The following is a 25,686-nucleotide window of genomic DNA, read 5'->3' as shown; positions in this document are numbered from 1 at the left end:
ATGGCACGCCTCGCCCAGACCGCCGGTCTGACCGACATCCAGCAGGAGATCCTCTCCACCGTCCGCGACTTCGTGGACAAGGAGATCATCCCGGTCGCGACCGAGCTGGAGCACCGCGACGAGTACCCGCAGCAGATCGTCGACGGCCTCAAGGAGTTGGGCCTGTTCGGCCTGATGATCCCCGAGGAGTACGGCGGTCTGGGCGAGTCGCTCCTGACGTACGCCCTGTGCGTCGAGGAGATCGCCCGCGGCTGGATGTCGGTCTCCGGCATCATCAACACGCACTTCATCGTGGCGTACATGCTCAAGCAGCACGGCACGCAGGAGCAGAAGGACCACTATCTGCCGAGGATGGCGGCCGGCGACGTCCGCGGCGCCTTCTCCATGTCGGAGCCGGCTCTCGGCTCCGACGTGTCCGCGATCACGTCGAAGGCGGTGAAGGACGGCGACGAGTACGTCCTCACCGGCCAGAAGATGTGGCTGACGAACGGCGGCACGTCGTCACTGGTGGCCGTTCTGGTCCGAAGTGACGAAGGACACCCCGAGGGCACCGCCCCCCACAAGTCGATGACGACCTTCCTGATCGAGAAGGAACCCGGCTTCGGTCAGATCCAACCCGGCCTGACCATCCCGGGCAAGATCGACAAGATGGGCTACAAGGGGGTGGACACCACTGAGCTGATCATGGATGGCCTGCGCCTTCCCGCCGATCGCGTGCTCGGCGGGGTCACCGGCCGAGGTTTTTACCAAATGATGGACGGGGTCGAGGTGGGTCGCGTCAATGTCGCGGCGCGTGGCTGCGGCGTCGCCCAGCGTGCCTTCGAACTGGGTGTCTCGTACGCCCAGCAGCGGCACACGTTCGGCAAGCCGATCGCCCAGCACCAGGCCATCCAGTTCAAGCTCGCCGAGATGGCTACCAAGGTCGAGGCCGCGCATGCCATGATGGTGAACGCCGCACGCAAAAAGGACTCCGGGGAACGAAACGACCTTGAGGCAGGGATGGCGAAGTACCTCGCCTCCGAGTACTGCAAGGAGGTCGTGGAGGACGCCTTCCGGATCCACGGAGGCTACGGCTTCTCCAAGGAGTACGAGATCGAGCGCCTCTACCGCGAGGCCCCGATGCTGCTGATCGGTGAAGGCACCGCAGAAATCCAGAAAATGATCATCGGGCGCAGGTTGCTCGAGGAGTACCGGTTCCAGGGCTGATTGTCCGGGTTGGGGGTGTTTTCTTCGAGAAGAAGATCACACCCCGTCAACTTCCCTCTGCCGTCGACTCGGCTTCCTTGCTTACCCAGTTGTGGCCCCGAACCGCTACGATCGCGGAAAGCCGCCGTCCCCCCGTCGAAGCGCGGCATCATCCGCTACGAAGGTCATCCATGCCCCACAGCCAAACCTCTGCACATCGCGACAGCCTGGTAGGCGCACGCCTCGCGCGCGGAGCATCGCCGTGGCTCCTGCCGACCGTCGCCACCGCAGCCGTCAGCCTGCTGCGCGCCCGCCGCTCGGGTGCCGCCAAGGCCGTCGCCGTGCCCGCCACCGCTCTCGCGGCGGGCATGCTGTGGTTCTTCCGCGACCCCGAGCGCGAGATCTCCTCGGGCCGGGTCATCTCCCCCGCCGACGGTGTGGTGCAGAGCATCATGCCGTGGAAGGACGGGCGCACCCGGGTCGCGATCTTCATGAGCCCGCTCAACGTCCACGTCAACCGCGCGCCGCTGGCCGGCACCGTGACGTCGGTCGAGCACATCCCCGGCGGGTTCGTGCCGGCGTTCAACAAGGAGAGCGAGAACAACGAGCGCGTAGTCTGGCACTTCGACACCGAGCTCGGTGACATCGAAATGATCCAGATCGCCGGAGCCGTCGCCCGCCGCATCGTCCCCTACATCCCCGAGGGCACGAAGGTCGAGCAGGGCGAGCGGATCGGCCTGATCCGCTTCGGTTCACGTGTCGACATCTACCTCCCCGAGGGCGTGGACGTCGCGGTCGAGGTGGGGCAGAAGACGGTGGCAGGGGTGACTCGCATTGACCGTGATTGACCCGGAGACCCAGGCGGGCTGGGTGCCCGAGGCCGACGAGGTGGACGAAGAGGAGGAGATGCCCCTCTCTCTCCGCCTGTCGATAGCGGACACCCTCACCCTCGGCAACGCAACGTGCGGCTTCATGGCGGTGTACTTCACCACCACCGGCATCCTGATCCCGCACCTCACCGGCAGCCAGGAATCCGGCATGGCCCGCCACAGCGCGGCCACGGCGGTCATCCTGATGCTGTGCGCGGCGGTCTTCGACCTGTTCGACGGCCTGGTCGCACGCAAGCTGCGCTCCTCCCCGATGGGCGCGGAGCTGGACAACCTCTCGGACCTGATCAGCTTCGGTCTGGCCCCGGCGTACTTCGTCCTGGTCTACGGCATGGTCGCCGACGACGCCCACCAGCGGGTGGCGGCGGTCGGTGCGATCGTGGTGCTGCTCGCGGTGGTGCTGAGGCTCGCGAGATTCTCGTGCGTCACCGTCAAGGACGGCACCTTCCAGGGCATGCCGTCGCCGTTCGGCGCGCTGACGGTCGTCTCGATCGTGCTCCTCGAGCTGCCCTTCGTGGCGACTCTGATGGCCATCCTGGGCACCGCCTGGCTGATGGTGAGCCGGGTCGAGTACCCGAAGCCGCGGGGCCGCCTCGCCGGCGCGATGCTCTCCTGGATCGTGCTGTCGATGGGCCTGCTGGCGGCCTGGGCGTTCGACGCCCCGAGCGGTCAGCTCCTGCTCCAGACCGGCTGCGCGCTTCAGCTGGTCATGGGCGCGGTCATCCCGCTGTTCGCCACGGCCCGCCGGGTGAACAACTTCCGCGGCAACCGCCGCGAGGCGCGGGCGGCACAGCTGCCGTAGCGGTGACAGCAGTCGTACGACGGTGAAGGGGCCCGAACCATCAGGTTCGGGCCCCTTCACTTCTCCCGTTGCTCGCCGTGCCGTCCTTCAGTTCAGGAAGTCCCGCCCGATCTGCTCCGCGACCCGTTCCAGGATCGGTCCCGCGTCCGAGATGCAGGTCGCCACGTCCGGCTCGACATCCGTCAGCGGATAGGCCCGGCGGATCCCGGCCCGGCCCAGCGCCGCCGGCGGCAGGGCGAGGCGGCCGCAGACGGCGACGACCTCCTTGCCGGCCGCCCGGGCGGCCGCGGCGACGCCCGCGGGGGCCTTGCCGTGCAGGGTCTGCTCGTCCAGCGAGCCCTCACCGGTGATCACCAGCTCGGCCCGCTCGAGCGCCGGCGCGAAGCCCAGCACGTCGAGCATGACCTCGATGCCGGCGCGGAACCGGGCGCCGATGAGCAGCGCCCCGTAGCCGATGCCGCCCGCGGCGCCCGCGCCCGGCGCGGCCGCGTACTCCGCCGCCCTCGAGCCGAGCTCCGTCTCCAGTACCTTCGCGTAGTGCGTGAGCGCCGCGTCCAGCGTCTCGACGTCGTCCGGCGAGGCGCCCTTCTGCGGGCCGTACACCGCCGGTGCGCCCTTGGGGCCGGTCAGCGGGTTGTCGACGTCGCTCGCCAGGACCAGTTCCACGGAGGCCAGCCGGGGATCCAGCTCCGACAGGTCGGCGCGGGCCAGCTCCGCGAGAGCGCCGCCGCCCGGGGCCACCGGCTCGCCGTCCTCGTCGAGGAACCGAGCGCCGAGCGCGGACAGCATGCCCGCGCCGCCGTCCGTGGTGGCGCTGCCGCCGACCCCGAACACGATCGTCCGCACCCCCGCGTCCAGCGCGGCCCGCAGCAGCTCGCCCGAGCCGTACGTGGACGCCGTGAGGGGCGCGTAGACGCCGGCCGGGAGCCGCTGAAGGCCGCTCGCCTCCGCCATCTCCACGACCGCGGTGTCGCCGCGTACCGCGAACGCGGCGGTCACTTCCTGCCCGAGAGGCCCGGCGACCCGTACCTCCCGGCGTTCGAAGCCTGCCGCGACCGCCGCGGCGACGGTCCCGTCGCCGCCGTCGGCGACGGGCAGGGCCTCCACCTCGAGGTCCGCCACGACCCGGCGCAGCCCGGCCGTCACCCGCTCGGCGACCTCCACGGCCGTCAGCGAGCCCTTGAACTTGTCCGCGGCCACGAGCACCCGTCGGGTGCCCCGCGCTGGAGCGTCCGTCACCTTGCATCCCCTTGCTCTCCGGGCCCCGCGCATGTCAGGGCCAGTCGCGCCGCTGCGACCTTAACCGGAAGGCGCCCCCGCCGTCATGCGGAGCCCGGACCCTGGAACAACCCTGAGCGGCGCCCGTGGGCCGCCGCAACCCTCGCGGGTGTCACCGGAATCGGGTAGACCGGACCCATGACCCCTGTCGGCGGCGAGCCTGAGCTCGCCGACCGCGTCCTCGGGGGCTGGCTGGGCCGGATCGCGGGCAACATGCTCGGCAAACCGGTCGAGCAGGGCGACCTGTGGACGCGCGAGCGCATCGACCGCTATCTGCGGCGGGCCGCAGCCCTGCCGCTCACCGACTACCTGCCCGAGCCGGCCACCCAGGAGGACGGCCTGCGGCTGCGCCCGGAGTGGCGGGCGTGTGTGCGCGGCCGCATCCACGGCAGCTGCCGCGACGACGACGTCGACTACGCGATCCTCGGCCTCGACCTCCTGGAGACCCACGGCTTCGGCTTCAGTACCGAGCAGGTCGGCGACCTGTGGCTGCTGCGGCTGCCGTACCTCCAGACGTTCACCGCCGAGCGGGCCGCCTACCGCAACCTCACGGCCGGGCTGAAGCCGCCCCTGACGGCGACGTACGACAACCCGTACCAGGAGTGGATCGGCGCCCTGATCCGCGCCGACATCTACGGCTGGACCTGCCCGGGCCTCCCCCGCCGCGCCGCCTCCCTGGCCCGCCGGGACGCGGTGCTCTCGCACACCGGCAACGGCGTGTACGGCGCGATGTTCGCGGCGGCGCTGATCTCGGCGGCGTTCACCGCGCCGACGGTGCGCCACGCGCTGGACGAGGCGCTGGCCGTCGTCCCGGCGAGCAGCCGGCTCGCCCGGACCGTGCGCCGGGTCGCCTCCCTCCACGACACCCGCATGACCTGGGAGGACACGCTCACCACGGTGACCGAGGAGACGGCGGGCCTGGGCTGGATCCACACCGTCCCGAACGCCGCCGTCCTCACCGCCGGACTGCTGTACGGCGACGGCGACTTCACCCGGACCGTCACGCTCACCGTGCGCGGCGGCCTGGACACCGACTCCAACGGCGCGACGGCCGGTTCGGTGGCCGGTGTCCTGACCGGCGCCGCGGCGATCCCGCCCCAGTGGACGGAGCCGCTGGAGGACACGGTGCGCAGCGCGGTGTTCGGCTTCGACGGCGTCCGTATCAGCGAGCTGGCGCGGCGGACGCTGCGGCTGGTCGGGACGCAGGACCGCCCGGCGGAGAGCTGAGCCGGTAGGCGGACGGGCGCCCCTGCCGGCCGCCCTTACGCTTTCCGGATGAGCATCCCCGGCACGCCCGACTTCGCTGCGTACATCGCCTCCCTGCCCCGTGTCCTGGCAGGCGCCGCCGCGATCTTCCGTGACACCTCGGGGCGGGTCCTGCTCGTCGAGCCCAACTATCGGGCGGGCTGGGCGCTGCCGGGCGGCACGATCGAGTCCGACACCGGCGAGAGCCCCCGGCAGGCCGCGCGCCGCGAGACGCTCGAGGAGATCGGTCTCGACCGCGAGCTCGGCCGGCTGCTCGCGGTGGACTGGGTGCTCGGCCCGGACCGGCCGCCGCTGATGGCGTACGTGTACGACGGCGGGGTCCTCGGCACCGTCGAGTTCGAGGCGATCGAGCTCCAGGAGACGGAGCTGCTGTCCTGGCGGCTGGTCCCGCGCGAGGAGCTCAGCGACTACCTGCTGGGCTCGCTGGGCCGCCGGGTCCTGGCCGCCCTGGACGCGCTCGCGGACGGCTCGACGACGGCGGAACTGGAGAACGGCCGCCCCGCCCGCTGACCTCCGGCCCGCTCAGCCCTCGACGTCGCGCGGCTTGCCGTCCACCTCGCGCAGGGCCTCGTCCCGGACGGCGGTCCTGGCCTCCGTGCGATGGCCGCGCTCGATGTAGTCGCGCACGACCAGTTCGACGGCGTCCTGGGGGTTGCCCACACCGGTGAGCACCATGACTTCGACGACGAGTTCGGCGTCGAGCGAGACAGCGACCTTGGCCATGCCGGGACGGTAACACCGGCCGGGGCGCCGCGATATATCTGCTCGCGACCCTCCGCTCCCCGGCCTACGCTCGAACACATGAGCAAGCCTCTCGTCGCCATCCTCAGCGGGGCCGGTGTCTCCACCGACTCCGGCATCCCCGACTACCGCGGTCCCAACGGGTTGTGGCGGAAGGATCCCGAGGCCGAGAAGCTCGTCACGTACGAGTACTACATGGGCGATCCGGAGATCCGGCGGCGGTCGTGGCAGTTGCGGCGGAGGAATCGGGCTCTGACGGCCGAGCCGAACGCGGCGCACCGGGCCGTGGCCGAACTGGAGCGGTCCGGGGTGCCGGTGCGGGTGATCACGCAGAACGTGGACGGGCTGCACCAGCTCGCCGGGATGCCCGTGCGCAAGGTGCTCGAACTGCACGGCACCGTACGGAGTGTGGTGTGTACGCGGTGCCACGCCCGGGGGCCGATGGAGGACGCGCTGGCGCGGGTCGAGGCCGGTGAGGAGGACCCGGCGTGCCTGACGTGCGGCGGGATCCTGAAGTCGGCCACGGTGATGTTCGGCGAACGGCTCGACCCGGTGGTGCTGGGCGAGGCCGTCGCCGTCACCAAGGCCTGCCAGGTCTTCGTCGCCGTCGGCACGAGCCTCCAGGTCCAGCCCGCCGCCGGGCTGGCCGGCGTCGCCGCCGACCACGGGGCCCGGCTCGTCATCGTCAACGCCGAGCCGACGCCGTACGACGAGATCGCCGACGAGGTCGTCCGGGAGCCGATCGGGACGGCGCTGCCGAGGCTGTTGCGGGAGCTGACCGAGACGGAGCTCTGACGGTACCTCTTCTGTCACCCCAGATAGGCGGGGGCGACGGCGGAGGTCATGAGGGTGCGGGCCGCGCCGCTGCCGTCGGCGGGGACGGTCCACAGGTCCGAACCGTAGTCGCCGGGAAGGGCGTAGACGAGGGTGGAGTCGTCGGCCCACAGGGCCTGGTCGTCGATGTTGCGCCGCTCGGCGGTCGCGGTCTCCTCCAGGGTGCGCAGGTCGAGGACGTAGAGCCGCCAGGGGGCGTCGGGCGAGGCTCCCTGGACACGTTTCTTGTAGGCGATCCGGGTGCCGTCGGGTGAGAGCGAGGGGCATTCGACGTTGCCGTGCAGGGTGGTGAGGGTGCGTGCGGCGACGTCACCGCGGACCAGGTAGGTCCGGCCGCCGGACGCCAGCGTGGCGTAGAAGCGGGTGTCGTCGGCGAAGGTGACACCCCAGACGTTGATGTCCGCCGCGCGGTAGGTCCGGCCGTCCTTGATGATGCGGAAGGTCTCCAGGTTGTCGTCGACGGCCCAGGTCCGGGTGTCGACGACGGCGGTGCGGGTGGAGAAGGCGGTGCCGGCGTAGGAGTCTCCGCTGACGAAGACCGTCCAGGCCACCAGATGGCCGGAGGGTGAGACCCGGGCCCGGGTGGGGATGCCCGCCGCCGGGAAGCTGCGCAGCTCGTGCAGGTGCGCGTCGAGCACCACCGCCCGGTAGGTGTCCTCCAACGCGCCGTGTACGGCCCGGAGGCAGATGCCGGTTCCGGCCGCCGCGTGGAAGCGCAGGCACTTGACGCCCGACGCGGTGCGCGGCCCCTGCGGGTCGTCGGCGGGCACGGTGGCGATCTCGTCGCGATGCGGGCCCCAGGCCAGGTTGCGCACCAGCAGCCGGCGACCGGACGTCGGCCGGAGCGAGACGGTGCCGGCCCGCACGGTCGGGCCGTCGGCCTGCTGCTCGTCACGCAGGCCCGACCGGTGGGCGGCGTACAGCACCGACCCGGTCCCGACCGCGCCGAGCAGCACCACGGCGACCAGCAGGACCAGCAGGCGGGTTGTCCGGGTCATGCGGGCCCCTCATCGGTGGTGCGGAGGACGAACGAGGCCACGACGGCGCTGACGGCCAGTGCGGCGGCGGTCACGGCGAGGGCGGTGCGCCCGCCCCACAGGCTCCAGGCCGCGCCGAAGGCGAGCGAACAGGTGAAGCGGGCCAGTGCCTGGCCGGTGCCGACCAGTGCCTGACCGGCACCTTGTTGACGGTCCGGCACGGCGCCGGCGGTGGCGGCCGCGAGGACCCCGTCGGTGGCGGCGTAGAAGGTGCCGTGCAGGACGAGGACGGCGATCACGGCGGGCGCGCCGTGCCAGGGGGAGAGCACCAGGCCGTAGCCGAGCAGCAGGACGCCGTGGCCGGCCAGGAAGAGCCGGCGGCTGCTGACGCGGTCGGCGAGTGCGCCGAGCGGGAACGCGAGCAGCAGGAAGACGGCGGCGGTGCCCAGCGGCAGCAGCGGGAAGAGATGGGCGGGCAGGGCCCCTTCGCGCTGGAGCAGCAGATAGAGGAAGGAGTCGCTGACGGTGGTCAGGCCGAGCAGGGTCGCGCACACGGTGAGCCTGCGCAGCTCGGGGCGGCGCAGTAGCCCGAGCGCGTCCCGGAGCACCGGCCGGGCCGGTTCGGGTGGTTGCACGGCGCCGGCGGGGACGATGTGGCGGGGCACGAAGAGCACCAGCACCAGGACTCCGAGCACGGCGACGCAGCCGCTGACCGCGAAGACCGCGTCGTAGCCGTCGACGGTGGCCCGCAGCACGGCGAAGGCGACGAGCGGGCCGAGCAGCGCGCCGGTGGTGTCCATGGCCCGGTGCACCCCGAACGCCCGTCCCCGGTAACGGGGTTCGGTGGCCAAGGAGATCATCGCGTCCCGGGGGGCGGTGCGCAGCCCTTTGCCGGTGCGGTCGGCGGCGAGCACGGCGCTGATCACGGGGAGGGTGTGGGCGAGCAGCAGCAACGGCTTGCACAACGCCGACAGGCCGTAGCCGAGGCCGGCCACCACCTTGTGCCGGCGGCCTCCCCGGTCGGCGAGATGGCCTCCGGCCAGCCGGACCAGGGCCCCGACGCCGTTGTTGATGCCGTCGAGGAGCCCGAACCCGAGCGGTGACAGGCCGAGGCCCGCGACGACGTAGAGCGGCAGGACGGCGGTGACCATCTCCGAGGAGACGTCCGTGATCAGGCTGACGGCACCCAGGGCCAGCACGGTGGTGGGCACGGCGGCCGGCCGCCGCCCCGGACGGGAGTCCGGGGCGGCGACGGGCGTGGTGCTGCGGGAGTCCGCGAGATACACGGGCGTCAGTTCCAGATGCCGGTGATGTCGGACGCCGAGGAGGCGTTGCCCGCGTGCGCGGTCAGACCGGCCAGGTCCTCCACGGTCCGCAGGACGTTGTAGTGGTTGTAGGTGGTGGAGCTGGAGCTGCCGGGAGTGACGTGCTGCCCGTAGAAAACGGTGGGGATGCGGTTACCGGACAGCTTGTTGTCCTCGTCGAAGGTGACGGCGAGGATGCTGTTGTGGGTCTTGGCCCAGGTGGCGTACGCGCCCAGGTTGTTCTTGATCCAGGTGTCGCCGGTGGAGACCGAGCAGTCGTGCATGTCGCTGCACAGGTTCGGTACGACGAAGGAGACCTTGGGCAGGGTCGTGTAGTCGGTCGGGAACTGCGCCATGGTCTTCGCGGTGCTCGTCGGCACGTTGGAGAAGCCGAACCACGGGTTGTGCTTCTGGGCGTAGGTGCCGCTGCTGCACGTCGTGGAGCCCTGACTGGGCAGCGACTCGTTGTAGCTGGCCCAGGTCTTGCCGGCGGCGATCAGCTCCGAGGCCAGGTTCGGCGTGGAGAGCGACCCGACCGAGACGCAACTGTCGTCGGTACGGCCCTGGTTGGAGCCCGAGAACAGCATGTAGTAGTTCGGCTCGCTGGGGTGGGTGAGACCGTAGGACTGGGTGAGGGCGGCGCCACCCGCCTTGAGGGTGTTGTTGAGGTAGGGGGCGCTGGAGCTGCCGATCACCTGCGAGTAGGCGTGGTTCTCCATCACCACGACCACCACGTGGTCGGGGGTCGGGAGAGCGGCCGCCTGAGCGGTGGAGGCCGTGGCGGTCCACACGCCGATCGACGTGGCGGTGAGGGCGACGGCCCCGGCGAGTGCGGCGAGGGGGCGTCGGTTGCGCTGGGAAGCCTTGACGGCGGCCATGACTGTCCTCCGGACAGAAGTGACGGACGTGCGGGGGGGCAGCGCCGCAAACCCTAGGAGCCCCGGACCGGGCCTGAGTGAAGGCCAGACGAACGGTGGGCCCCACCGCGCAAAGGTCTCACCAGGTACAGGTCATGCACAGGTCACGTACAGCGGGAGCCGTCGGCCGCACGAGTCCTTACGCCTCGAGCTGGAAGAGGGTCGCGTCGCCGGGGGCGGTGCCGCCCTCGAAGTCCAGCAGGCGCCGCTTGCGGTCCAGGCCGCCGCCGTAGCCGGTGAGGCCGCCGCCGGCGCCGATCACACGGTGGCAGGGCACGATGATGCCGATGGGGTTCCTGCCGTTGGCGAGGCCGACCGCGCGGGAGGCGGTCGGATTGCCGAGGGCTTCGGCGAGTTCGCCGTAGGTGCGGGTCTCGCCGTACGGGATCTTCCGCAGTTCGGCCCACACGGACCGCTGGAACGGGGTTCCGTGCAGGCGGACTTCAAGGCTGAACTCCTTCAGCTCGCCTGCGAAATAGGCCTCCAGCTGTTCCTCCGCGTCGCCGAAAAGGGTGGCGTCGCGAGGGCCGAAATTCTCCTCGGGTGGGCGGTGGCGCTGTTCGGTCATGTAGAGGCCGCACAGGACGCCGTCGTCGGCGACGAGCGTGAGAGGGCCGTACGGGCTGTCGAGGATCGTGTGCTGTTTCACTGAAGTTCCTTACACGGGCAGGAAGTTGATCGGGTGGCTGTCGGTCGCCCAGAGGTACTGGACGGCATACGCCCGCCAGGGGCGCCAGCCCGCCGCGCGGGCGGTGAGCGCCGCCGGGGTGGAGGGCAGGCCCAGCTCCTTCGCGGCGCGCCGGATTCCCAGGTCGGTGGGGAGGAAGGCGTCGGGGTCGCCGAGGGCGCGCATCGCGATGACGTCGACCGTCCAGGGTCCGAAGCCGGGCAGTTCGAGGAGGAGGGCGCGCGCCTTCGGCCAGTCGCTCTCCACTCCCAAGTGCAGAGTGCCGTCGGCGAGTTGTCCGACGAGGATGGTGAAGGTGGTGCGTCGGGTGCGGGGCATCGCCAGCGTGTCGGGGTCGACGGCGGCGAGCGCCTCGGCGGTCGGGAAGAGGTGGGTGAGACCACCCTCCGGGTCGTCGACCGGTTCGCCGTGCGCGGTGACCAGGCGGGCCGCGTGGGTGCGGGCGGCCGCCGTGGAGACCTGCTGACCCAGCACGGCGCGTACGGCGAACTCCGCCTCGTCGACCGTACGGGGCACCCGGCGGCCGGGGGCCTTGTCCACCAGGGGCGCGAGGAGCGGATCCGTGTGCAGCTGGTCGTCGATGGCGACCGGGTCGGCGTCCAGGTCGAGCATGCGCCGGCAGCGGCTGATGGCGACCGTGAGGTCGCGCAGGTCGCTGAGGGTCAGGCGGCAGCCGATGTGGTCGGGGTTCGGGGTGAGCGCCACGATGCCGTGCCCGTACGGCAGCCGGAGCGTGCGCCGGAACGCGCCGTCCCGCCACTCCTCGACACCCGGGACGCCGGTCGCGGCGAGGTGCCCGAAGAGGTTGTCGGGGTTGAGCGGGGCACGGAAGGGGAGGCGCAGGGCGAGCGTGCCGGGCGTGGCCGGGCGGGCCGAGGGGTTCCTCCGCGGGACACGCGCGCGCAGCTCGCTCGGGGAGAGCGCGAAGACCTCGCGCACGGTGTCGTTGAAGGTGCGGATGGAGGCGAAGCCGGACGCGAAAGCAGCCTCCGCCATGGGGAGTTCGGTCGTCTCGATGAGCAGGCGAGCGGTCTGGGCGCGCTGCGCGCGGGCCAACGCGAGCGGACCCGCGCCGAGTTCGGCGAGGAGTTGGCGTTCGACCTGGCGGGTGCTGTAGCCGAGGCGGGCCGCGAGTCCGGGCACGCCTTCACGGTCGACGACGCCGTCGGCGATCAGCCGCATGGCGCGGGCGACCAGATCGGCGCGCTGGTTCCACTCCGGGGAGCCCGGCGTGGTGTCGGGTCGGCAGCGCTTGCAGGCGCGGAAGCCGGCCTGCTGACAGGCGGCGGCACTCGGGTGGAAGACCATGTTCTGCGGCTTGGGCGGCACGACGGGGCAGCTGGGCCGGCAGTAGATGCCGGTGGTCAGGACGGCCGTGAAGAACCAGCCGTCGAACCGCGCGTCCTTGGACTGCACGGCGCGCACACAGCGCTCGCGATCGGTGTACATCCCGTTCTGCATACGTCCAGCATCGACCAGGCGCCGCTCCGGCGCTGGCGAGAATCCGACATCGACCTCGCGTGGCCTGCACCGCCCACCGGCTCTTCCGGAGAGGCACCGGGGCGCCTTCCCACCGGCCTCGGGCCGGCCTCAGCCCGCCCTCTCCGGCCACGACGCCAGCGACCAGATCACGAACACGTCGATCGCCATGACGACGATCGACCAGAGCGGCTCGTAGGGCAGGAACAGGAACTGGGTGACCAGGCTCAGCGCGGCGAGGAAGATACCCGCGAAGCGCGCCCAGGTCATGCCCTTGAGGAGGGCCGCGCCGGTCGCCGCCGCGACGACGCCGAGGACGAGGTGGATCCAGCCCCAGCCGGTGAGGTCGAGTTCGTAGGAGTACGAGCCGACGCGGGCGTAGATGTCGTCCTCGGCGATGGCGGCGATGCCCTGGAGAACGGCGAGCACACCGCTGCACAGCAGCAGGACGCCGGCGAAGACGACGCCGCCGGCCCGGTTGTCGTGCGCGGCGGGCCCGGACGGGCCGCCGGGAGGCGTGGACCAGGCGGTGCCGACCTCACCGTGCGGCTCTCCGGTCGGGGAGTGCGAGCTCATGCGGGGCTGTCCTTTCGGTGGGGCCGGGTCGCGAGGAAGTCGACGATCCCCAGCGCGAAGAGCAGGGCCAGGGCGAGGCCGACCACGACCCAGCCGGTCGGATACGGCCACAGAAGAAAGGCCAGAACGGCTCCCGCGGCCAGGATCCAGGTGATCCAGGTGCGGTAGCGGTCGACGAACGGGCCGACGGGACCGGTGCGCAGTCCGGCGTGATCGGCCGTCGCGCGCACGGCGCCGACGCCCGAGTGCCAGAGCCGCCGCACCAGAGCGGCATGGCGGCCGGGCCCGGTCAGCCAGGCCGCGAGGGCGATCACCACACCGAGGGCGACCACCGACCGCACGGAGGTGCGCAGGAAACGGGTGAGCGTGTCGTACACGGACCCGGCGGCGGGCTGTGAGACGCCGGCCGGGAGAGCGTCCAGGTAGACGACCCGGAAAACGGTCAGCGCGACGCCCAGCAGGAGTGTGGCGAAGGCGAAACAGAGCGCGGCGACGATCAGGACACGGCGGCGGTGCGCAGAGAGCAGGACGCCCGCCGCCACCAGCAGGACCGCGATGACGGGCAGCCAGAAACCGGCCAGCTGGAGCAGCCGGAAGTAGGTCTTGACCTTGCCGATGTCCTCGGACCTGACGACCGTGAAGTTCGTGTGGATCTCGGGGATCTTCCCCGCGACCGTCATCCCGGAGTCGACCAGCCGTTGCTTGACCTGGTCGACGACCGGGGCGAGGTCGACCGTCACCGTGTCGTTCTCGATCTTCACCGCGCCGCCGCCGCTGCCCGTGAGGGCCTTCTCGACGGCACTGTGGATTCTGCGGTTGGCGTCGGTCCAGATCCTCTCGAAGGCGTCGGAGGCCACGACCGCCTGCGCCTTGTCGTGCACGAAGCTGCGGACGGCGTCCTCGAGGGCGGGACCGAGCCTGCCGAGGGCCTTCTCCAGCAGGGGACGCTGGGCCGGGACGGCGTCCTGGAGGAGCGCGGTGAGGTCGAGGCGTCCCATCACCGCGTTCGTGACGCGGGTGGCGGCCGCGTTCTGGATGTCCTTGTCGGAGGCCAGCGGGCGGACGGTGTCGACGTAACGGCCGGTGTCGCCCACGATGCTCGAGGTCCAGGCCGCCACCACGCCCAGCGGGGCCAGGACGCAGCCGAGGACGATGAGGACGACCGCGACGATCGAGCGGACCCGGTGGTGGGTGGGACGACGGGTGCGCTCCTCCTCCAGTGCCGTGATGCGGGCCCTGAGTGCCTCCAGCTCCGCGTCGGCGGGGACACCGCTTTCCGGCATGGCGGACTCCCTCGCCGTCGGTCGGCTCCGGCCCGGGGCAGGTCCGGTGGATGCCAGCACATCCCGGCCGTGCGGCGGCGGCGAGCGAGGCGGGGCCGTTCAGGTGAACGGCCCCGCCCGCACGGAGAGCCGCTACATGTTGATCATGTGTCCGGCGAGTCCGTGGACGGCCTCCTTGACGGCCTCGCCCAGCGTCGGGTGGGCGTGGACGTTGCGGGCGACCTCGTGGACGGTGAGGTCCCACTGCTGGGCGAGCGTCAGCTCGGGGAGCAGTTCGGTGACGTCGGGGCCGATCAGATGACCGCCGATGAGCTCGCCGTACTCGGCGTCGCTGATCAGTTTCACAAAACCGGTGGTGTCGCCGAGGCCGTGCGACTTGCCGTTCGCGGTGAACGGGAACTTCGCCACCTTGACGTCGTAACCCTTTTCCCGCGCCTGTGCCTCGGTGTAGCCGAAGCTGGCGACCTGGGGCTGGCAGTAGGTGGCGCGCGGGATCATGGCGTAGTCCAGCTCCATGGTCTCCGCGTCGGCGAGGGTCTCGGCGGCGATGACGCCCATGGCCTCGGCGGCGTGCGCGAGCATCAGTTTCGCGGTGACGTCGCCGATGGCGTAGATGTGCGGGACGGAGGTGCGACAGCGGCCGTCGACGTCGATCGCGCCGCGCTCGGTGACCTGCACACCCGTGTTCTCCAGGCCGTAGCCGGTGACGTTCGGGGCGAAGCCGATCGCCTGGAGCACCTTGTCGGACTCCAGGACCTGCTGGGCGCCGTCCTTGCCGGTGACCGTGACCCGCACCTGCGGACCGGACTCGTCGATGGATTCCACCCGGGTGGAGGTGAGTACGTCGATGCCCAACTTGCGGTACTGCTTGGCCAGTTCGGCGGAGACCTCGGCGTCCTCCAGGGGCGCGACCCGGTCCAGGAACTCGACGATCGTGACCTTCACACCGTAGTTGTGCAGGACGTACGCGAACTCGATGCCGATGGCGCCGGCGCCCGCGATGACGATCGACTGCGGAAGGTCGTCGGCGAGGATCTGCTCCTCGTACGTCACCACGCGGGCGCTGCGCTTGGTGCCGGGGAGCAGCTTGGGAGTCGCGCCGGTGGCGATGATGCAGTGGTCGAAACCGATGGTGCGGATCTCCCCGTCGTAACCGGTTACCCGCAGGGTGTGGTCGTCGACGAAGGCGCCGCGGCCGTCGAGCTCGGTGATCTTGTTCTTCTTCATCAGGTAGTGGACGCCCTTGACCCGGCCGTCGGCGACCTTGCGGCTGCGGCGGTACGCCTCTCCGTAGTCGAAGGAGACCTGTCCGTCGACCTTGATGCCGAAGGTCTTCGCCTCGCGGGTGAAGATGTGGGCGAGTTCGGCGTTGCGCAGGAGGGCCTTGGTGGGGATGCAGCCCACGTTGAGGCAGACGCCGCCCCAGTACTTCTCCTCGACGACGGCGACGCGCTTGCCCAGCTGGGCGGCGCGGACCGCGGCGACGTAGCCGCCCGGACCGGCGCCTAGGACCACGACGTCGAAGCGTTCGTCCTGCTCGGTCATGGATTCGTTTCCTTTTCCGTGGAGTGCGATACGGGTGATGCGTGCTGCCGTTCCGATTCTCGCGCGCCGACGGGGAGAATGCGTGAGTGATCGATCACTGCTGTGCCGAGATGACCCGCCAGGCCGACCTGCGATGCCAGGCGCACCCCGATGTCTTCGCCTGCCCGGACGCGATGGTGCGGTTCGAACCGAAGTTCCGGGAGTACGGACTGATCGTCCACGACGGAGGGTCGGCCTCCCGGGGAATCGACTTCTGTCCGTGGTGCGGCGCGCGTCTGCCGGAGTCGCAACGGGACCGGTGGTTCGACGCACTCGAGGCACGGGGGATCGATCCCTGGGAGGACGATGTGCCGCCGGAATTCGAGGACGACCGGTGGCTGCGGGAAGGCCTCACCGACCCGGTGTCGGCCGGCGAAGACCTGCCGCGTTCTCCCTGAGGCGCTCGAAAACCGCCGACGGTACGGCCACGCGGCCCGGCATCCGTGGCCGTGCCCGTGTCCGTACCGTCGGCAGTGGTGGGGCTGTGGAAGCGGTGGAACCGGTTACTCGGAGGTTGCCGTCGGCCGCCGCGACGCGGCCGTCGCCTTGTCGACGTCGGTCAACGGCCGCAGCCGGTAGGTGTACGCGTAGTCGCGGTCGGCGAACAGCTTGTACTCGTCGTGGGTGTGCGCGCCCCAGCTGTTGTCACCGCCGACACCCATCTGCCGGTGGTTCAGGCGCAGTACGACCTCCTTGCGAGGGGTGAGCTGGTAGTCGTGGCGGGCTCCGACGGACAGGTCCTCGGGAGTGAAGTGCGAGGCGTTGAACTCCAGCACCGGCTCGCCGGAGACCAGCAGGCCGGTGCCGTCGCCGTCGGTGAGGGCGACCCAGCGGACGTCGGTCTTGTTGCCGTTCTCCTGGGGCCGCAGATAGGAGGTCCACTGCCCGGCGACGGTGCCGGAGTAACGGCCCACGTCGGTGGCGTCGTTGCGGTCCCAGTGGTTCTCCTCGGGACCGCGGCCGTAGTAGTGCAGCTGCTCCAGACGGGCGGGCAGGAACAGCAGCGTGCCGATCTCCGGGATGTACGGCAAGGAGGCGGCACCCGGGTGCAGGGTGTTGTCGACCTTGATCTCACCGTTTCCGAAAACGGTGTAGGTGGTGGTGTACGTCGATTCCGTCGTGGTGGGCAGCGTGCCGGCGACCTTGATCTCCACGGCCCGGTCGCGCAGCGGCCGCACGCTCACGTCGGTCACCTTGCGACGCGCGCCGGCGTCGCGCCAGGTCTGGTTGCGGGTGTGCTGTCCGTTTCCCCGGTCGTTGTCGGTGGGGGCACGCCAGAAGTTGGGGGCCGGTCCCGAGGAGATCAGCCGGGTGCCGTCGGCCTCGTAGGAGGTGATGACGCCGGTCTTCTTGTCGACGGTGACCGAGAAGTTCCTGCCCTCGACGGTGACCGTTTCGGCGCCGTCCCGGTGGCTGAGCGCCGGAACGCCGGCCAGCGGCACGGGCGTGACGGCGGGGCTCCCGGCGTCGACCGCGAGTTGCTGCCTCGCCACCTCGAAGCCGGACTTCGCCCACTTCGTCGTCTCCCTGGTGGTGAACGACAGCTGGAGGAAGTACTCGGCGCCCGGCGCCGGGTGGTCCGGCAGCTCGAAGGGCACGGTGACGTCCTTGCTCGTCAGCGGGGCCACGTCGAGTCGGTCACGGCTCAGCTTTCCGCGCTGGACCACTTCTCCGTCCCGCACGAGTTCCCAACGTCCGTCGAATTCGCGGAGGTTGGTGAAGAGGTACTCGTTGGTGAGGGTGACCGCCGCTCCCGGGGCGAGCAGGTCGCCGGCGGCCGGTGCCGCGCCGACGGCCTGGTAGATCCGCTTGACCTCGGCGGACTTGCCGGTGGCCCCGCGGTCGGCGGTGACGATGCCGTCGCCGGAGAAGGCCCCGTCGTTGGGGTTGTCGCCCCAGTCGCCGCCGTAGGCGCGGAACGACTTCTCGCGGGGGCGTTTCTCGGTGAGGCCGACGGTGGCGGCGTCGAACCAGAACCGTACGCCGTCGTCACCGGGACCACGGCCGGCGGAGGCCAGTTCGGCCGCGCTCAGCGCCCGGGCGTACACGCGTGCCCGCCGGACGGTGCCGCTGAACTCCCGGGTCGGGTTGTCGACGTCGGTGGCCAGGGACAGGGGTGCGGTGTTGTTGCCGGGGCGCACCGTGGTGGTGCGGGTGGCCCGGACCGCGCCGTCGGCATACAGGGTCAGCGTGCCGGTCGCCGCGTCGAAGACGCCCGCGACCTGGTGCTCGGTGCCGGTCCAGTCGTCCGGCAGTGCCCAGCTCGCGGTGATCCACTGGCCGCTGCCGTAGATGAAGAACTCGAGGGTCCTGTTCGTCTGTTTCAAGGCGTACTGGGTGTCGCCCTTGGCCAGGATCGGCTGGTGGTAACCGGTTACGTGCGGGGTGATCCAGGCTTCCAGCGTGAGGGAGCCGGTGAGGTCCAGCGATGCGTCGCGGGCGAACACGGTTCCTCCGGAGACGCCCTCGGCGCGGGTGAAGGTGCCGCCGGAGGCGATGAGCTCGCCCCTGAGTGCGGCGGGCCCGGCCTCGGTGAACAGCTTGCGGACGGGGGTGGGCCAGTCGAGGGCCTGGTCGACGAAGTCCCAGATCCAACCGCCCTGGAGCACGTCGTGACGGCGGATCAGGTCCCAGTACTTCTTGAAGTTCCCGCTGGAGTTCCCCATCGCGTGGGAGTACTCGATCATCACGTACGGCCGGGTGTCGCTCGTGTCCTCGGCCCGCGCCTCGACGCGGGCGGGGCTGTCGTACATCTCGGAGCGGATGTCGCTGATCCCCGGTCGGTCGTCGCCCTCGTACTGGATGACGCGGGTGGTGTCGTAGGAACGGATCCAGTCGTGCATGGCGTTGAACGTCGTACCGCCGCCGGCCTCGTTGCCGAGGGACCAGATGACGACCGACGCGTGGTTCTTGTCGCGGTGGACCATGTTCTGGGCACGGGCCACGCACGCCTTCGTCCACTCGGCGTGGTTGCCGGGGTACTCGCCCCGGATGCCGTGGGTCTCGAGGTTGGTCTCGTCCACGAGGTACAGGCCGTACTCGTCGGCGAGTTCGAGCCACAGCGGGTTGTTGGGGTAGTGCGAGGTGCGGACGGTGTTGATGTTCAGCCGCTTGATGATCCCGATGTCCTCGACGAGGTCGGCGCGGGTGAGGGCCGAACCGCGGGTCGGGTGCATCTCGTGCCGGTTGGTGCCCCGGAAGGAGACCGGCTTGCCGTTGATGCGCATCAGGCCGTCCGTGAGCGCGAACTCGCGCAGGCCCACGCGGTGGGAAAGGGTTTCGATCACCTTTCCCGACGGGTCGCGCAGGCGGAGCACGGCGGTGTAGAGGTACGGGTGTTCGGCCGACCACAGGCGCGGCGCGGGCACTGCTTTCGCGGCCTGTACGGCCTGCTCCTCCCCGGCGCCGAGCGCGACGGCCTGCTGGAGGGGCCGGGGCCACACCGGGTGCCCGCTCGCGTCGTAGAGCTGTGTCTCGACGGAGTACTGGCCGGCGCCCTGTCCGCCGTAGTCCCGCACGTTGGCGGTGACCGACAGCTCGGCCGTCCCGTGGTCGTCGCCCAGCGGGGTGTCCAGCCTGAAGTCCCGCAGGTGCACGGCCGGTGTGGAGTACAGGTAGACCGAGCGGAAGATGCCGCTCAGCCGGATCATGTCCTGGTCCTCCAGCCAGTCGCCGTCCGAGTAGCGGTAGACCTCCACGGCGATCCGGTTGGTGCCCGGCTTGAGGTGCGGGGTGATGTCGTACTCGGCCGGGTCGTAGGAATCCTCGTGGTAACCGACCAACTCGCCGTTGATCCACACGTAGTGGGCGGACTTGACCCCCTCGAAGTGAAGGAACGTCCGCCGTCCCGCCCAGCCGCGCGGGACCGTGAAGGTACGACGGTACTGGCCCACGGGGTTGTAGCGGGTGGGGGCGGCCGGCGGCTGCGCCTCCTCCCCCAGTCCGTTGGCGCCCCACCACGGATAGGTGATGTTGATGTAGATGGGGCGGTCGTAACCGTGCAACTGCCAGGCGGCGGGAACCGGGATGGTGTCCCAGCCGCTGTCGTCGACATCGGTGCGGTGGAAGTCCGGGTCCCGGTCGTCGGGACGGTCGGCGTGCGCGAACTTCCAGGTGCCGTCGAGGCTCAGCCGGTAGGGCGAGCGGGTGCGGTCGGCGGCGAGGGCCTGGGCGAGATCCGCGTACGGCATGAGGGTGGTGTGCGGGGCCTCGGTACCGAGCCGGAAGACGTCGATGGCGCCGTTCCACTCCGGGGTGCCGTCCGCCGCGACGGCCCGGTGGGCGGTGGACGGCGCGGACAGGGCGAGCGCGCCGAGGACGGCGGCCGACCCTTCGAGCAGACGACGACGGCTGACGACCGTCCGCCGGGGGTGGTCCGGTTCCACCCACTGGGGGCGGTCCGGCCGGTCCATGGACGACACATGCGGGTGCGACATGACCACGACCTTCCTCGGGGCGACCCGTGCGGCTTCGCACGGACGGAGGGTGCGTCAGATCTTGTCCACTCCTGTTGAGAAAACGAACATGGACGCGCCGCGATGGCCGAATATCAACTCTCTTCGGCGCAACGCCACTTGGTGCCCCCATCTCCCAAGGGCTTTTTTGGTGACTCCCGTCAGTACACGTCCCGCACGTACCGCTTGTCGGAGGCGAGCTGCTTCACATAGGCCGCCGCCTCCGGCTCGCTCAGACCGCCGTGCAGAATCGCGACGTCGCGCAGGGCCAGGTCGACGTCCTTGGCCATCCGGGAGGCGTCGCCGCAGACGTAGAAGTGGGCGCCGTCCTGGAGCCAGGACCACAGGTGCGAACCGTGCTCGCGGATCCGGTCCTGGACGTAGACCTTGGCGCGCTGGTCCCGGGAGAAGGCGGTGTCCAGACGGGCGAGGGTGCCGTCGTCCCGGAGGGCGGCCAGTTCCTCCTCGTAGTAGAAGTCCGTCGCCCGGTGCTGCTCGCCGAAGAACAGCCAGTTGGGAGCCCGGTGCCCACGGGCCCGGCGCTCGTGGAGGAAGCCGACGAAAGGCGCCACTCCGGTGCCGGGGCCGACCATCACCATCGGGGTCGCGGGGTCGGCCGGCGGCCGGAAGTGCGGGCTGCGCTGCACGTGGACGGTCACCTCGGTGCCGGGCTCCGCGTCGGCCAGGAAGGGCGAGCAGACGCCCTGCCGGGGGCGGCCGGCCAGGTTCTCGTACCGCACGACGGAGACGGTGAGCGAGACGAGGTGGGGGTCGGTCAGCGGGCTGGACGAGATGGAGTACAACCGCGGCTGTAGCCGTCCCAGCAGCTCGGCCCACTCCTGCGCGTCGGCCCGGACACCGAACTCGGCGGCCACGTCGACGGCCTGGCGGCCCCAGGACCACTTCGCCAGCTCGTCCTTGTTGTCGGGACGCAGCAGCTTGCGCAGTTCACGCGGGTCGCGGGTGCGGTCGGCGGTGAAGCGCAGCAGGGCCGGGGTGATCCGGGTGATGTCGAGGTGGCGCAGGAAGGCCTCACCCAGAGCGATCTCACCAACGCCGTTCAGTTGCACGCGCGCGTGCGCGTCGAGGCCGGTGACGTTCAGCCACTCCGCCACCACCTCCGGGGAGTTGAGGGGGCGTACGCCCAGGGCGTCGCCCGCCTCGTAGACGAGTGGGGTCTCGCTGTCGCGGGTGTCGAAGGTGAAGCGCCGGACCTCCTTGCCGGAGCCCGGCAGGCTCAGCAACCGGTTGCCGGTCAGACGGGCGGTGACGGGTGCGGGGCGCTTGGGGCGGGGCGCGGCGGGGCCCTTCGTCACGGTTGCGGAAACGGCTTCCGCAACGGTCGCCGACGCGTGAGCGGTGGCCGGAACCCCGGCGGCCGGGACCTGGCCCGCCGGGGCCGCGGGCACCGCCTCCGTGGCCTCCTTCAGGGCGGTGGCCACCTGGTCGAGCCACGCCTCCGCCTCCGTCTCGTAGTCCGGCTCGCAGTCGGTACGGGGGGCCAGCCGGACCGCGCCGAGTTCGTCAAGCCGACGGTCCAGCCGCCGGCCGTGCCCGCAGAAGTCGTCGTACGAGGAGTCCCCGAAGGCGAGCACGGCGTAGCGGTGGCCTTCCAGGCGGCCGGTGTCCAGCGCGTCGAGGCCGTCCCAGAAGCCGGCACCGTTGTCGGGGGCGTCGCCGTCGCCGAAGGTGCTGGTGATCAGCAGCAGGTCGGCGTCGGAGGGCAGCGCGGCGGGGTCGGCCTCGTCCATGGCGACGAGGGACGCCGGGTGACCGCCCGCGGTGAGCCGCTCGGCGGTGGTGGTGGCGAAGTCCTCGGCGTTGCCGGTCTGCGAGGCCCACAGGATGACGACCCGGCGCGCCGGGGTCTGCGGCGACATGGCGGTGACGGTGGCGGTGCGGGAGTACATGCCGGCGAGGGTGCCGTTGACCCACAGCGCGTGCTCGGGGCTGAACGGCGCGTCCGCCGGCAGCACCGGTACCCCGGGGGCGCCGGCCGGGATCCCGGCGAGGAAACCGACCAGGTACTGCCGTTCGCGCTCGGTCAGGACCGGCGGCGGGGCGGGGCGCAGACCGAAGACCTCGGCCGCGGCGGGCAGGACCGCGGTCGGTACGAGCACGGCTCCGGGCCCTTCCGGCACCGGGGTCCGGGTGCCCGGCGCGTTCCCGAGCGGGTTCTCCGGCGTCGGCGCCTCCGTGGCCGGCGGCTGCACGGTAACCGGTGTCGACACCTTCGTCAGGGAGACCGCGCACACCTTCAGCTCGGGCTGGAAGGACAGCGGGTCGACGGCGTCGCTGGTGACCGCGTTGACGCTGAGGTACTCGCCGAACAGGTCGTTCCAGTGGAACGGCGCGAAACAGGAGCCGGGCAGGACGCGGTCGGTGACGACGGCGGGCAGCACGGCCCGGCCGCGCCGCGAGGCGACCTCGACGGAGTCGCCGTCGGATATGCCGAGCGCGGCGGCGTCCTCGGGGTGCACCTCCACGAACGGGCCGGGATCCAGCTTGTTGAGCTTGGCCACCCTCGCGGTCTTGGTCAGGGTGTGCCACTGGTGCTGGAGGCGGCCGGTGTTCAGGAAGAACGGGTAGTCGTCGTCCGGCATCTCGGCGGGCGGGACGTGCGGACGCGGGTGGAAGACCGCGCGGCCCGAAGCCGTGGGAAAGGTGAGCGAGCCGTCGTCGTTCACATAGCGGATCGGGTTGCGGTCGGGGCCGTCGGCGGTGGCCGCGGGCCACTGCACGGGGGTGGCACGCAGCCGGTCGTAGGTCACTCCGCGCAGGTCGTAGCCGGTCTGCGGGTTGTGGGCGCGCTTGATCTCCTCGAAGACCTGCTCGGCGGTGTCGTAGGTGAAACCGCTTTCGTAACCCATGGCGCGGGCGACGGCCGCGATGAGCCGCCAGTCCGCCATGGCCTCGCCGGGCGGGTCGGCGGCGGGCCGGGCAAGGGTGAGGTTGCGCTCGCTGTTGATGAGGACGCCCTCGGTCTCGGTCCACATCGCGCCCGGCAGGACAACATCGGCGTAAGCGTTTGTCTCGGTTTCGGCGAAGACGTCCTGCGCGACGACGAACTCGGCGGCCTCCAGGCCCTCGATGACCGTCCTGCGGTTGGCGACGGAGGCGACCGGGTTGGTGCAGATGATCCAGCAGGCCTTGATGTCGCCCTCGGCCATCTTCCGGAACATCTCGATGGTGCCCTTGCCGACGCCGTCGGCCCTGATCGTGCCCGGCTCGAGCCCCCACAGCTCCTCGACGAAGGCACGGTCGGCGTCGACGAGGACGGAGCGCTGGCCGGGCAGCCCCGGGCCCATGTAACCCATTTCCCGGCCGCCCATGGCGTTGGGCTGGCCGGTGAGGGAGAAGGGGCCGCTGCCCGGGCGGCAGATCCTGCCGGTGGCGAGGTGGAGGTTGATGAGCGCGTTGGTGTTCCAGGTGCCGTGCGTGGACTGGTTGAGGCCCATGGTCCAGCAACTGGTCCACTCCCCCGCCTCGCCGATCAGCCGGGCCGCCGCACGGAGGTCGTCCTCCGGTATGCCGGTGATCTCCGCGACCGTCGCGGGCGCGTAGTCGGCGAGGAACTCCGGCATGGCCTCCCAGCCCTCGGTGTACGCGGCGACGAAGTCGGGGTCGGTGTGGCCGTTCTCGTGAAGGAGGCGGAGCAGGCCGTTGAGGAGGGCGAGGTCGGTGCCCGGCGCGACCTGGAGAAAGAGGTCGGCCTTCGCGGCCGTGGCGGTGCGGCGCGGGTCGACGACGATCAGCTTGGCGCCCGCCTTCACCCGGTCCATCATCCGGAGGAACAGGATCGGGTGGCAGTCGGCCATGTTGGAGCCGATGACGAAAAAGACGTCCGCCTTGTCGAGATCTTCGTACGAGCCGGGCGGGCCGTCGGCGCCGAGAGAGAGCTTGTAACCGGTTCCGGCGCTTGCCATGCACAGTCGGGAGTTCGACTCGATCTGGTTGGTGCGGAGGTAGCCCTTGGCCAGCTTGTTGGCCAGGTACTGCGCTTCGAGGCTCATCTGGCCGGACACGTAGAGGGCGACCGCGTCGGGGCCGTGCTCGTCGACGATCGCCCGCAGCCGCCGTGCCGTCTCGGCGATCGCCGTGTCCACGGGGGCGGGCTCCGGTTCCGCGCCGCGGTCCGGGCGGACGAGCGCGCCGGTCAGCCGGCCGGGCGCGGCGAGCATGTCGGCGGTGGTCGCGCCCTTGGTGCACAGCCGGCCGAAGTTCGCCGGGTGCTGCTTGTCGCCGGACGCCTTCAGGACCGTACGGCGCCCGTCCGGTCCGCGGCCGATGTCGAGGAGCATGCCGCAGCCCACACCGCAGTACGAGCAGACCGTGCGCACCTTCGTCGTGGTCGCGCTGTCGGTCCGCGGGTCCAACGCGGCCACGGGCGCCCCTTTCCTTCTGCCGATCAGCCTGGTGAGAGCCTCTGCAAGCCTCTGTGACGGTACGAACCGTGCATTACACAGGTGTCTCCCGGACCGGCCGCCAGGAGTTAAGCCCGGCGCACACCGGGGGGCGGGCGGATGTGAGCCGGCCGCTGCCGCCCCGCAGGAGGGCAGGCTACCCGGACCGCGGGCGGGCACGTTCCGTGCCGGTGCGGCGACAGGTTCCGGCCGCGCGAGCGGTTGCGTTCCCGCTGTGAGCCCGGTCCGTGCGCCCCCCGCCGGGCCGGCGTACGCCGAGCCGGTACGCACGTTCCCCACGCACCGAGAAACGGGCGCAAGCAAAGTTGCGGCCCGTTACTCGGTGACGCCCCTGAACGTTTCTCGGGCAGCGGCACACGCGGTGCCGCGGGGGCGACAGGAGAAACAGTGCTCTCGGAAGCGTTGTGGGGGCTGGCGACAGCCGGCGGAACGGCGATGGTGGGGGCGGTGGCGACAGACGTCTGGCGGTCTGCACGACTGCGGTTCGCGGGTCAGCTCGGCCAGGGAATGTCGGCCCGGGGCCGCGGCGAGGCGGAGCCGGTCGCGCCGGAGCGGGGCGAGGCGGAGCGGGGCGATACGGCGCCGGTCCAGTCGGCCCGGGGCCGCGGCGAGGCGGAGCCGGTCGCGCCGGAGCGGGGCGAGCCGGCGCCGGGCCAGACGACGCCGGGCCAGACGACGCCGGTCCAGACGACGCCGGTCCAGACGACGCCGGTCCAGACGACGCCGGTCCAGACGACGCCGGTCCAGACGGCGCCGGTCCAGACGGCGCGGGGCCAGACGGCGCCGGTCCAGACGGCGCGGGGCGAGTCAGGCCGACTCGGCCTTGCGGCCTCGGACATCGCGGGGGCCCGCACGGCGGAGCGGGAGCCCGGTCACCGGCCCCCGTCCGGGTCCGGGCCCCCGTCCGGGTCCGGGTCCGGGTCCGGGTCCCGGTCCCGGTCCCGGCGAACCTGCTTGCAGCACAACATCGCCCACGACGGCGGGACGCAGCACATCACCCTGAGCGG

20 protein-coding genes are annotated in these 25,686 nt (G+C 71.2%); 7 read left to right on the top strand and 13 right to left on the bottom strand.

Annotation, left to right across the window (positions count from 1 at the left end; genetic code table 11):
* The 3 genes from G9272_RS35770 (at position 1) to pssA (ending at position 2,874) form a co-directional block, all read left to right on the top strand.
* A complete protein-coding gene (locus G9272_RS35770) occupies positions 1 to 1,206 on the top strand; it encodes an acyl-CoA dehydrogenase family protein (protein WP_171400360.1) in 1,206 nt (401 codons plus the stop codon).
* Positions 1,207 to 1,376: 170 nt separating this feature from the next.
* The gene (locus G9272_RS35765; RefSeq protein ID WP_171400359.1) at positions 1,377 to 2,033 is read left to right on the top strand and encodes a phosphatidylserine decarboxylase; all 657 of its coding nucleotides are present in this window, start codon (positions 1,377 to 1,379) and stop codon (positions 2,031 to 2,033) included.
* A 22-nt stretch (positions 2,034 to 2,055) separates the two neighbouring features.
* Positions 2,056 to 2,874, top strand: coding sequence for a CDP-diacylglycerol--serine O-phosphatidyltransferase (gene pssA / locus G9272_RS35760; RefSeq protein WP_171402319.1), 819 nt, complete (start codon positions 2,056 to 2,058; stop codon positions 2,872 to 2,874).
* A gap of 87 nt (positions 2,875 to 2,961) precedes the next feature.
* Here the strand turns inward: pssA and G9272_RS35755 are convergent, their stop codons facing one another.
* Entirely contained in the window at positions 2,962 to 4,080 is a 1,119-nt protein-coding gene (locus G9272_RS35755) for a glycerate kinase (RefSeq protein ID WP_171402318.1), read from the bottom strand.
* A gap of 210 nt (positions 4,081 to 4,290) precedes the next feature.
* On the opposite strand from G9272_RS35755, the gene G9272_RS35750 reads away from it, so the two are divergent.
* Together G9272_RS35750 and G9272_RS35745 are read left to right on the top strand one after the other, a co-directional pair.
* A complete protein-coding gene (locus tag G9272_RS35750) occupies positions 4,291 to 5,379 on the top strand; it encodes an ADP-ribosylglycohydrolase family protein (protein ID WP_171400358.1) in 1,089 nt (362 codons plus the stop codon).
* Positions 5,380 to 5,427: 48 nt separating this feature from the next.
* A complete protein-coding gene (locus tag G9272_RS35745; RefSeq protein ID WP_171400357.1) occupies positions 5,428 to 5,928 on the top strand; it encodes an NUDIX domain-containing protein in 501 nt (166 codons plus the stop codon).
* A gap of 12 nt (positions 5,929 to 5,940) precedes the next feature.
* Here the strand turns inward: G9272_RS35745 and G9272_RS35740 are convergent, their stop codons facing one another.
* Complete coding sequence (locus G9272_RS35740; protein WP_054241626.1) at positions 5,941 to 6,141, bottom strand: type II toxin-antitoxin system VapB family antitoxin; 201 nt, start codon at positions 6,139 to 6,141, stop codon at positions 5,941 to 5,943.
* A gap of 78 nt (positions 6,142 to 6,219) precedes the next feature.
* Between G9272_RS35740 and G9272_RS35735 the strand changes: the two genes are divergently transcribed.
* Complete coding sequence (locus tag G9272_RS35735; protein ID WP_171400356.1) at positions 6,220 to 6,954, top strand: SIR2 family NAD-dependent protein deacylase; 735 nt, start codon at positions 6,220 to 6,222, stop codon at positions 6,952 to 6,954.
* 14 nt (positions 6,955 to 6,968) lie between these two features.
* Here the strand turns inward: G9272_RS35735 and G9272_RS35730 are convergent, their stop codons facing one another.
* The 8 genes from G9272_RS35730 to lpdA all read right to left on the bottom strand — a co-directional run bounded on the left by G9272_RS35730 (position 6,969) and on the right by lpdA (position 15,762).
* Positions 6,969 to 7,991, bottom strand: a complete 1,023-nt coding sequence (locus G9272_RS35730) for a TolB family protein (protein ID WP_171400355.1) — start codon at positions 7,989 to 7,991, stop codon at positions 6,969 to 6,971.
* Positions 7,988 to 9,256, bottom strand: a complete 1,269-nt coding sequence (locus G9272_RS35725) for an MFS transporter (RefSeq protein WP_171400354.1) — start codon at positions 9,254 to 9,256, stop codon at positions 7,988 to 7,990. The genes G9272_RS35730 and G9272_RS35725 overlap by 4 nt, the downstream gene beginning before the upstream one ends.
* Before the next feature lie 5 nt (positions 9,257 to 9,261).
* Complete coding sequence (locus G9272_RS35720; RefSeq protein ID WP_171400353.1) at positions 9,262 to 10,152, bottom strand: alkaline phosphatase family protein; 891 nt, start codon at positions 10,150 to 10,152, stop codon at positions 9,262 to 9,264.
* A 178-nt stretch (positions 10,153 to 10,330) separates the two neighbouring features.
* Positions 10,331 to 10,840, bottom strand: a complete 510-nt coding sequence (locus tag G9272_RS35715) for a methylated-DNA--[protein]-cysteine S-methyltransferase (RefSeq protein ID WP_171400352.1) — start codon at positions 10,838 to 10,840, stop codon at positions 10,331 to 10,333.
* A gap of 9 nt (positions 10,841 to 10,849) precedes the next feature.
* Positions 10,850 to 12,340, bottom strand: coding sequence for an AlkA N-terminal domain-containing protein (locus G9272_RS35710; protein WP_301272157.1), 1,491 nt, complete (start codon positions 12,338 to 12,340; stop codon positions 10,850 to 10,852).
* Positions 12,341 to 12,469: 129 nt separating this feature from the next.
* On the bottom strand, positions 12,470 to 12,934 hold the full coding sequence (locus tag G9272_RS35705) for a DUF7144 family membrane protein (RefSeq protein WP_171400351.1): 465 nt from the start codon (positions 12,932 to 12,934) through the stop codon (positions 12,470 to 12,472).
* Positions 12,931 to 14,217: a hypothetical protein gene (locus tag G9272_RS35700; protein WP_171400350.1), complete on the bottom strand. Its 1,287-nt coding sequence runs from the start codon at positions 14,215 to 14,217 to the stop codon at positions 12,931 to 12,933. Before G9272_RS35700 ends, G9272_RS35705 begins: the two co-directional genes overlap by 4 nt.
* 132 nt (positions 14,218 to 14,349) lie before the next feature.
* Complete coding sequence (gene lpdA, locus G9272_RS35695; protein ID WP_171400349.1) at positions 14,350 to 15,762, bottom strand: dihydrolipoyl dehydrogenase; 1,413 nt, start codon at positions 15,760 to 15,762, stop codon at positions 14,350 to 14,352.
* 86 nt (positions 15,763 to 15,848) lie between these two features.
* Here lpdA and G9272_RS35690 point away from each other — a divergent pair, with 86 nt between their 5' ends.
* Positions 15,849 to 16,199, top strand: a complete 351-nt coding sequence (locus G9272_RS35690) for a DUF6980 family protein (RefSeq protein ID WP_171400348.1) — start codon at positions 15,849 to 15,851, stop codon at positions 16,197 to 16,199.
* Between the two features lie 105 nt (positions 16,200 to 16,304).
* Here G9272_RS35690 and G9272_RS35685 read toward each other — a convergent pair whose 3' ends face one another.
* From G9272_RS35685 to G9272_RS35675, 3 genes are all read right to left on the bottom strand, one after another.
* Positions 16,305 to 20,213: a glycoside hydrolase family 2 TIM barrel-domain containing protein gene (locus G9272_RS35685; RefSeq protein ID WP_171402316.1), complete on the bottom strand. Its 3,909-nt coding sequence runs from the start codon at positions 20,211 to 20,213 to the stop codon at positions 16,305 to 16,307.
* A 203-nt stretch (positions 20,214 to 20,416) separates the two neighbouring features.
* On the bottom strand, positions 20,417 to 24,640 hold the full coding sequence (locus tag G9272_RS35680) for a bifunctional nitrate reductase/sulfite reductase flavoprotein subunit alpha (protein ID WP_171400347.1): 4,224 nt from the start codon (positions 24,638 to 24,640) through the stop codon (positions 20,417 to 20,419).
* A gap of 530 nt (positions 24,641 to 25,170) precedes the next feature.
* Positions 25,171 to 25,518 (bottom strand): hypothetical protein, encoded by a 348-nt coding sequence (locus tag G9272_RS35675; RefSeq protein WP_171400346.1) that lies wholly within the window; start codon positions 25,516 to 25,518, stop codon positions 25,171 to 25,173.
* Positions 25,519 to 25,686: the final 168 nt, after the last annotated feature.

Source organism: Streptomyces asoensis, assembly GCF_013085465.1.
Classification (GTDB): domain Bacteria; phylum Actinomycetota; class Actinomycetes; order Streptomycetales; family Streptomycetaceae; genus Streptomyces; species Streptomyces cacaoi_A.
This window is presented reverse-complemented; position numbering and strand designations above follow the sequence as displayed.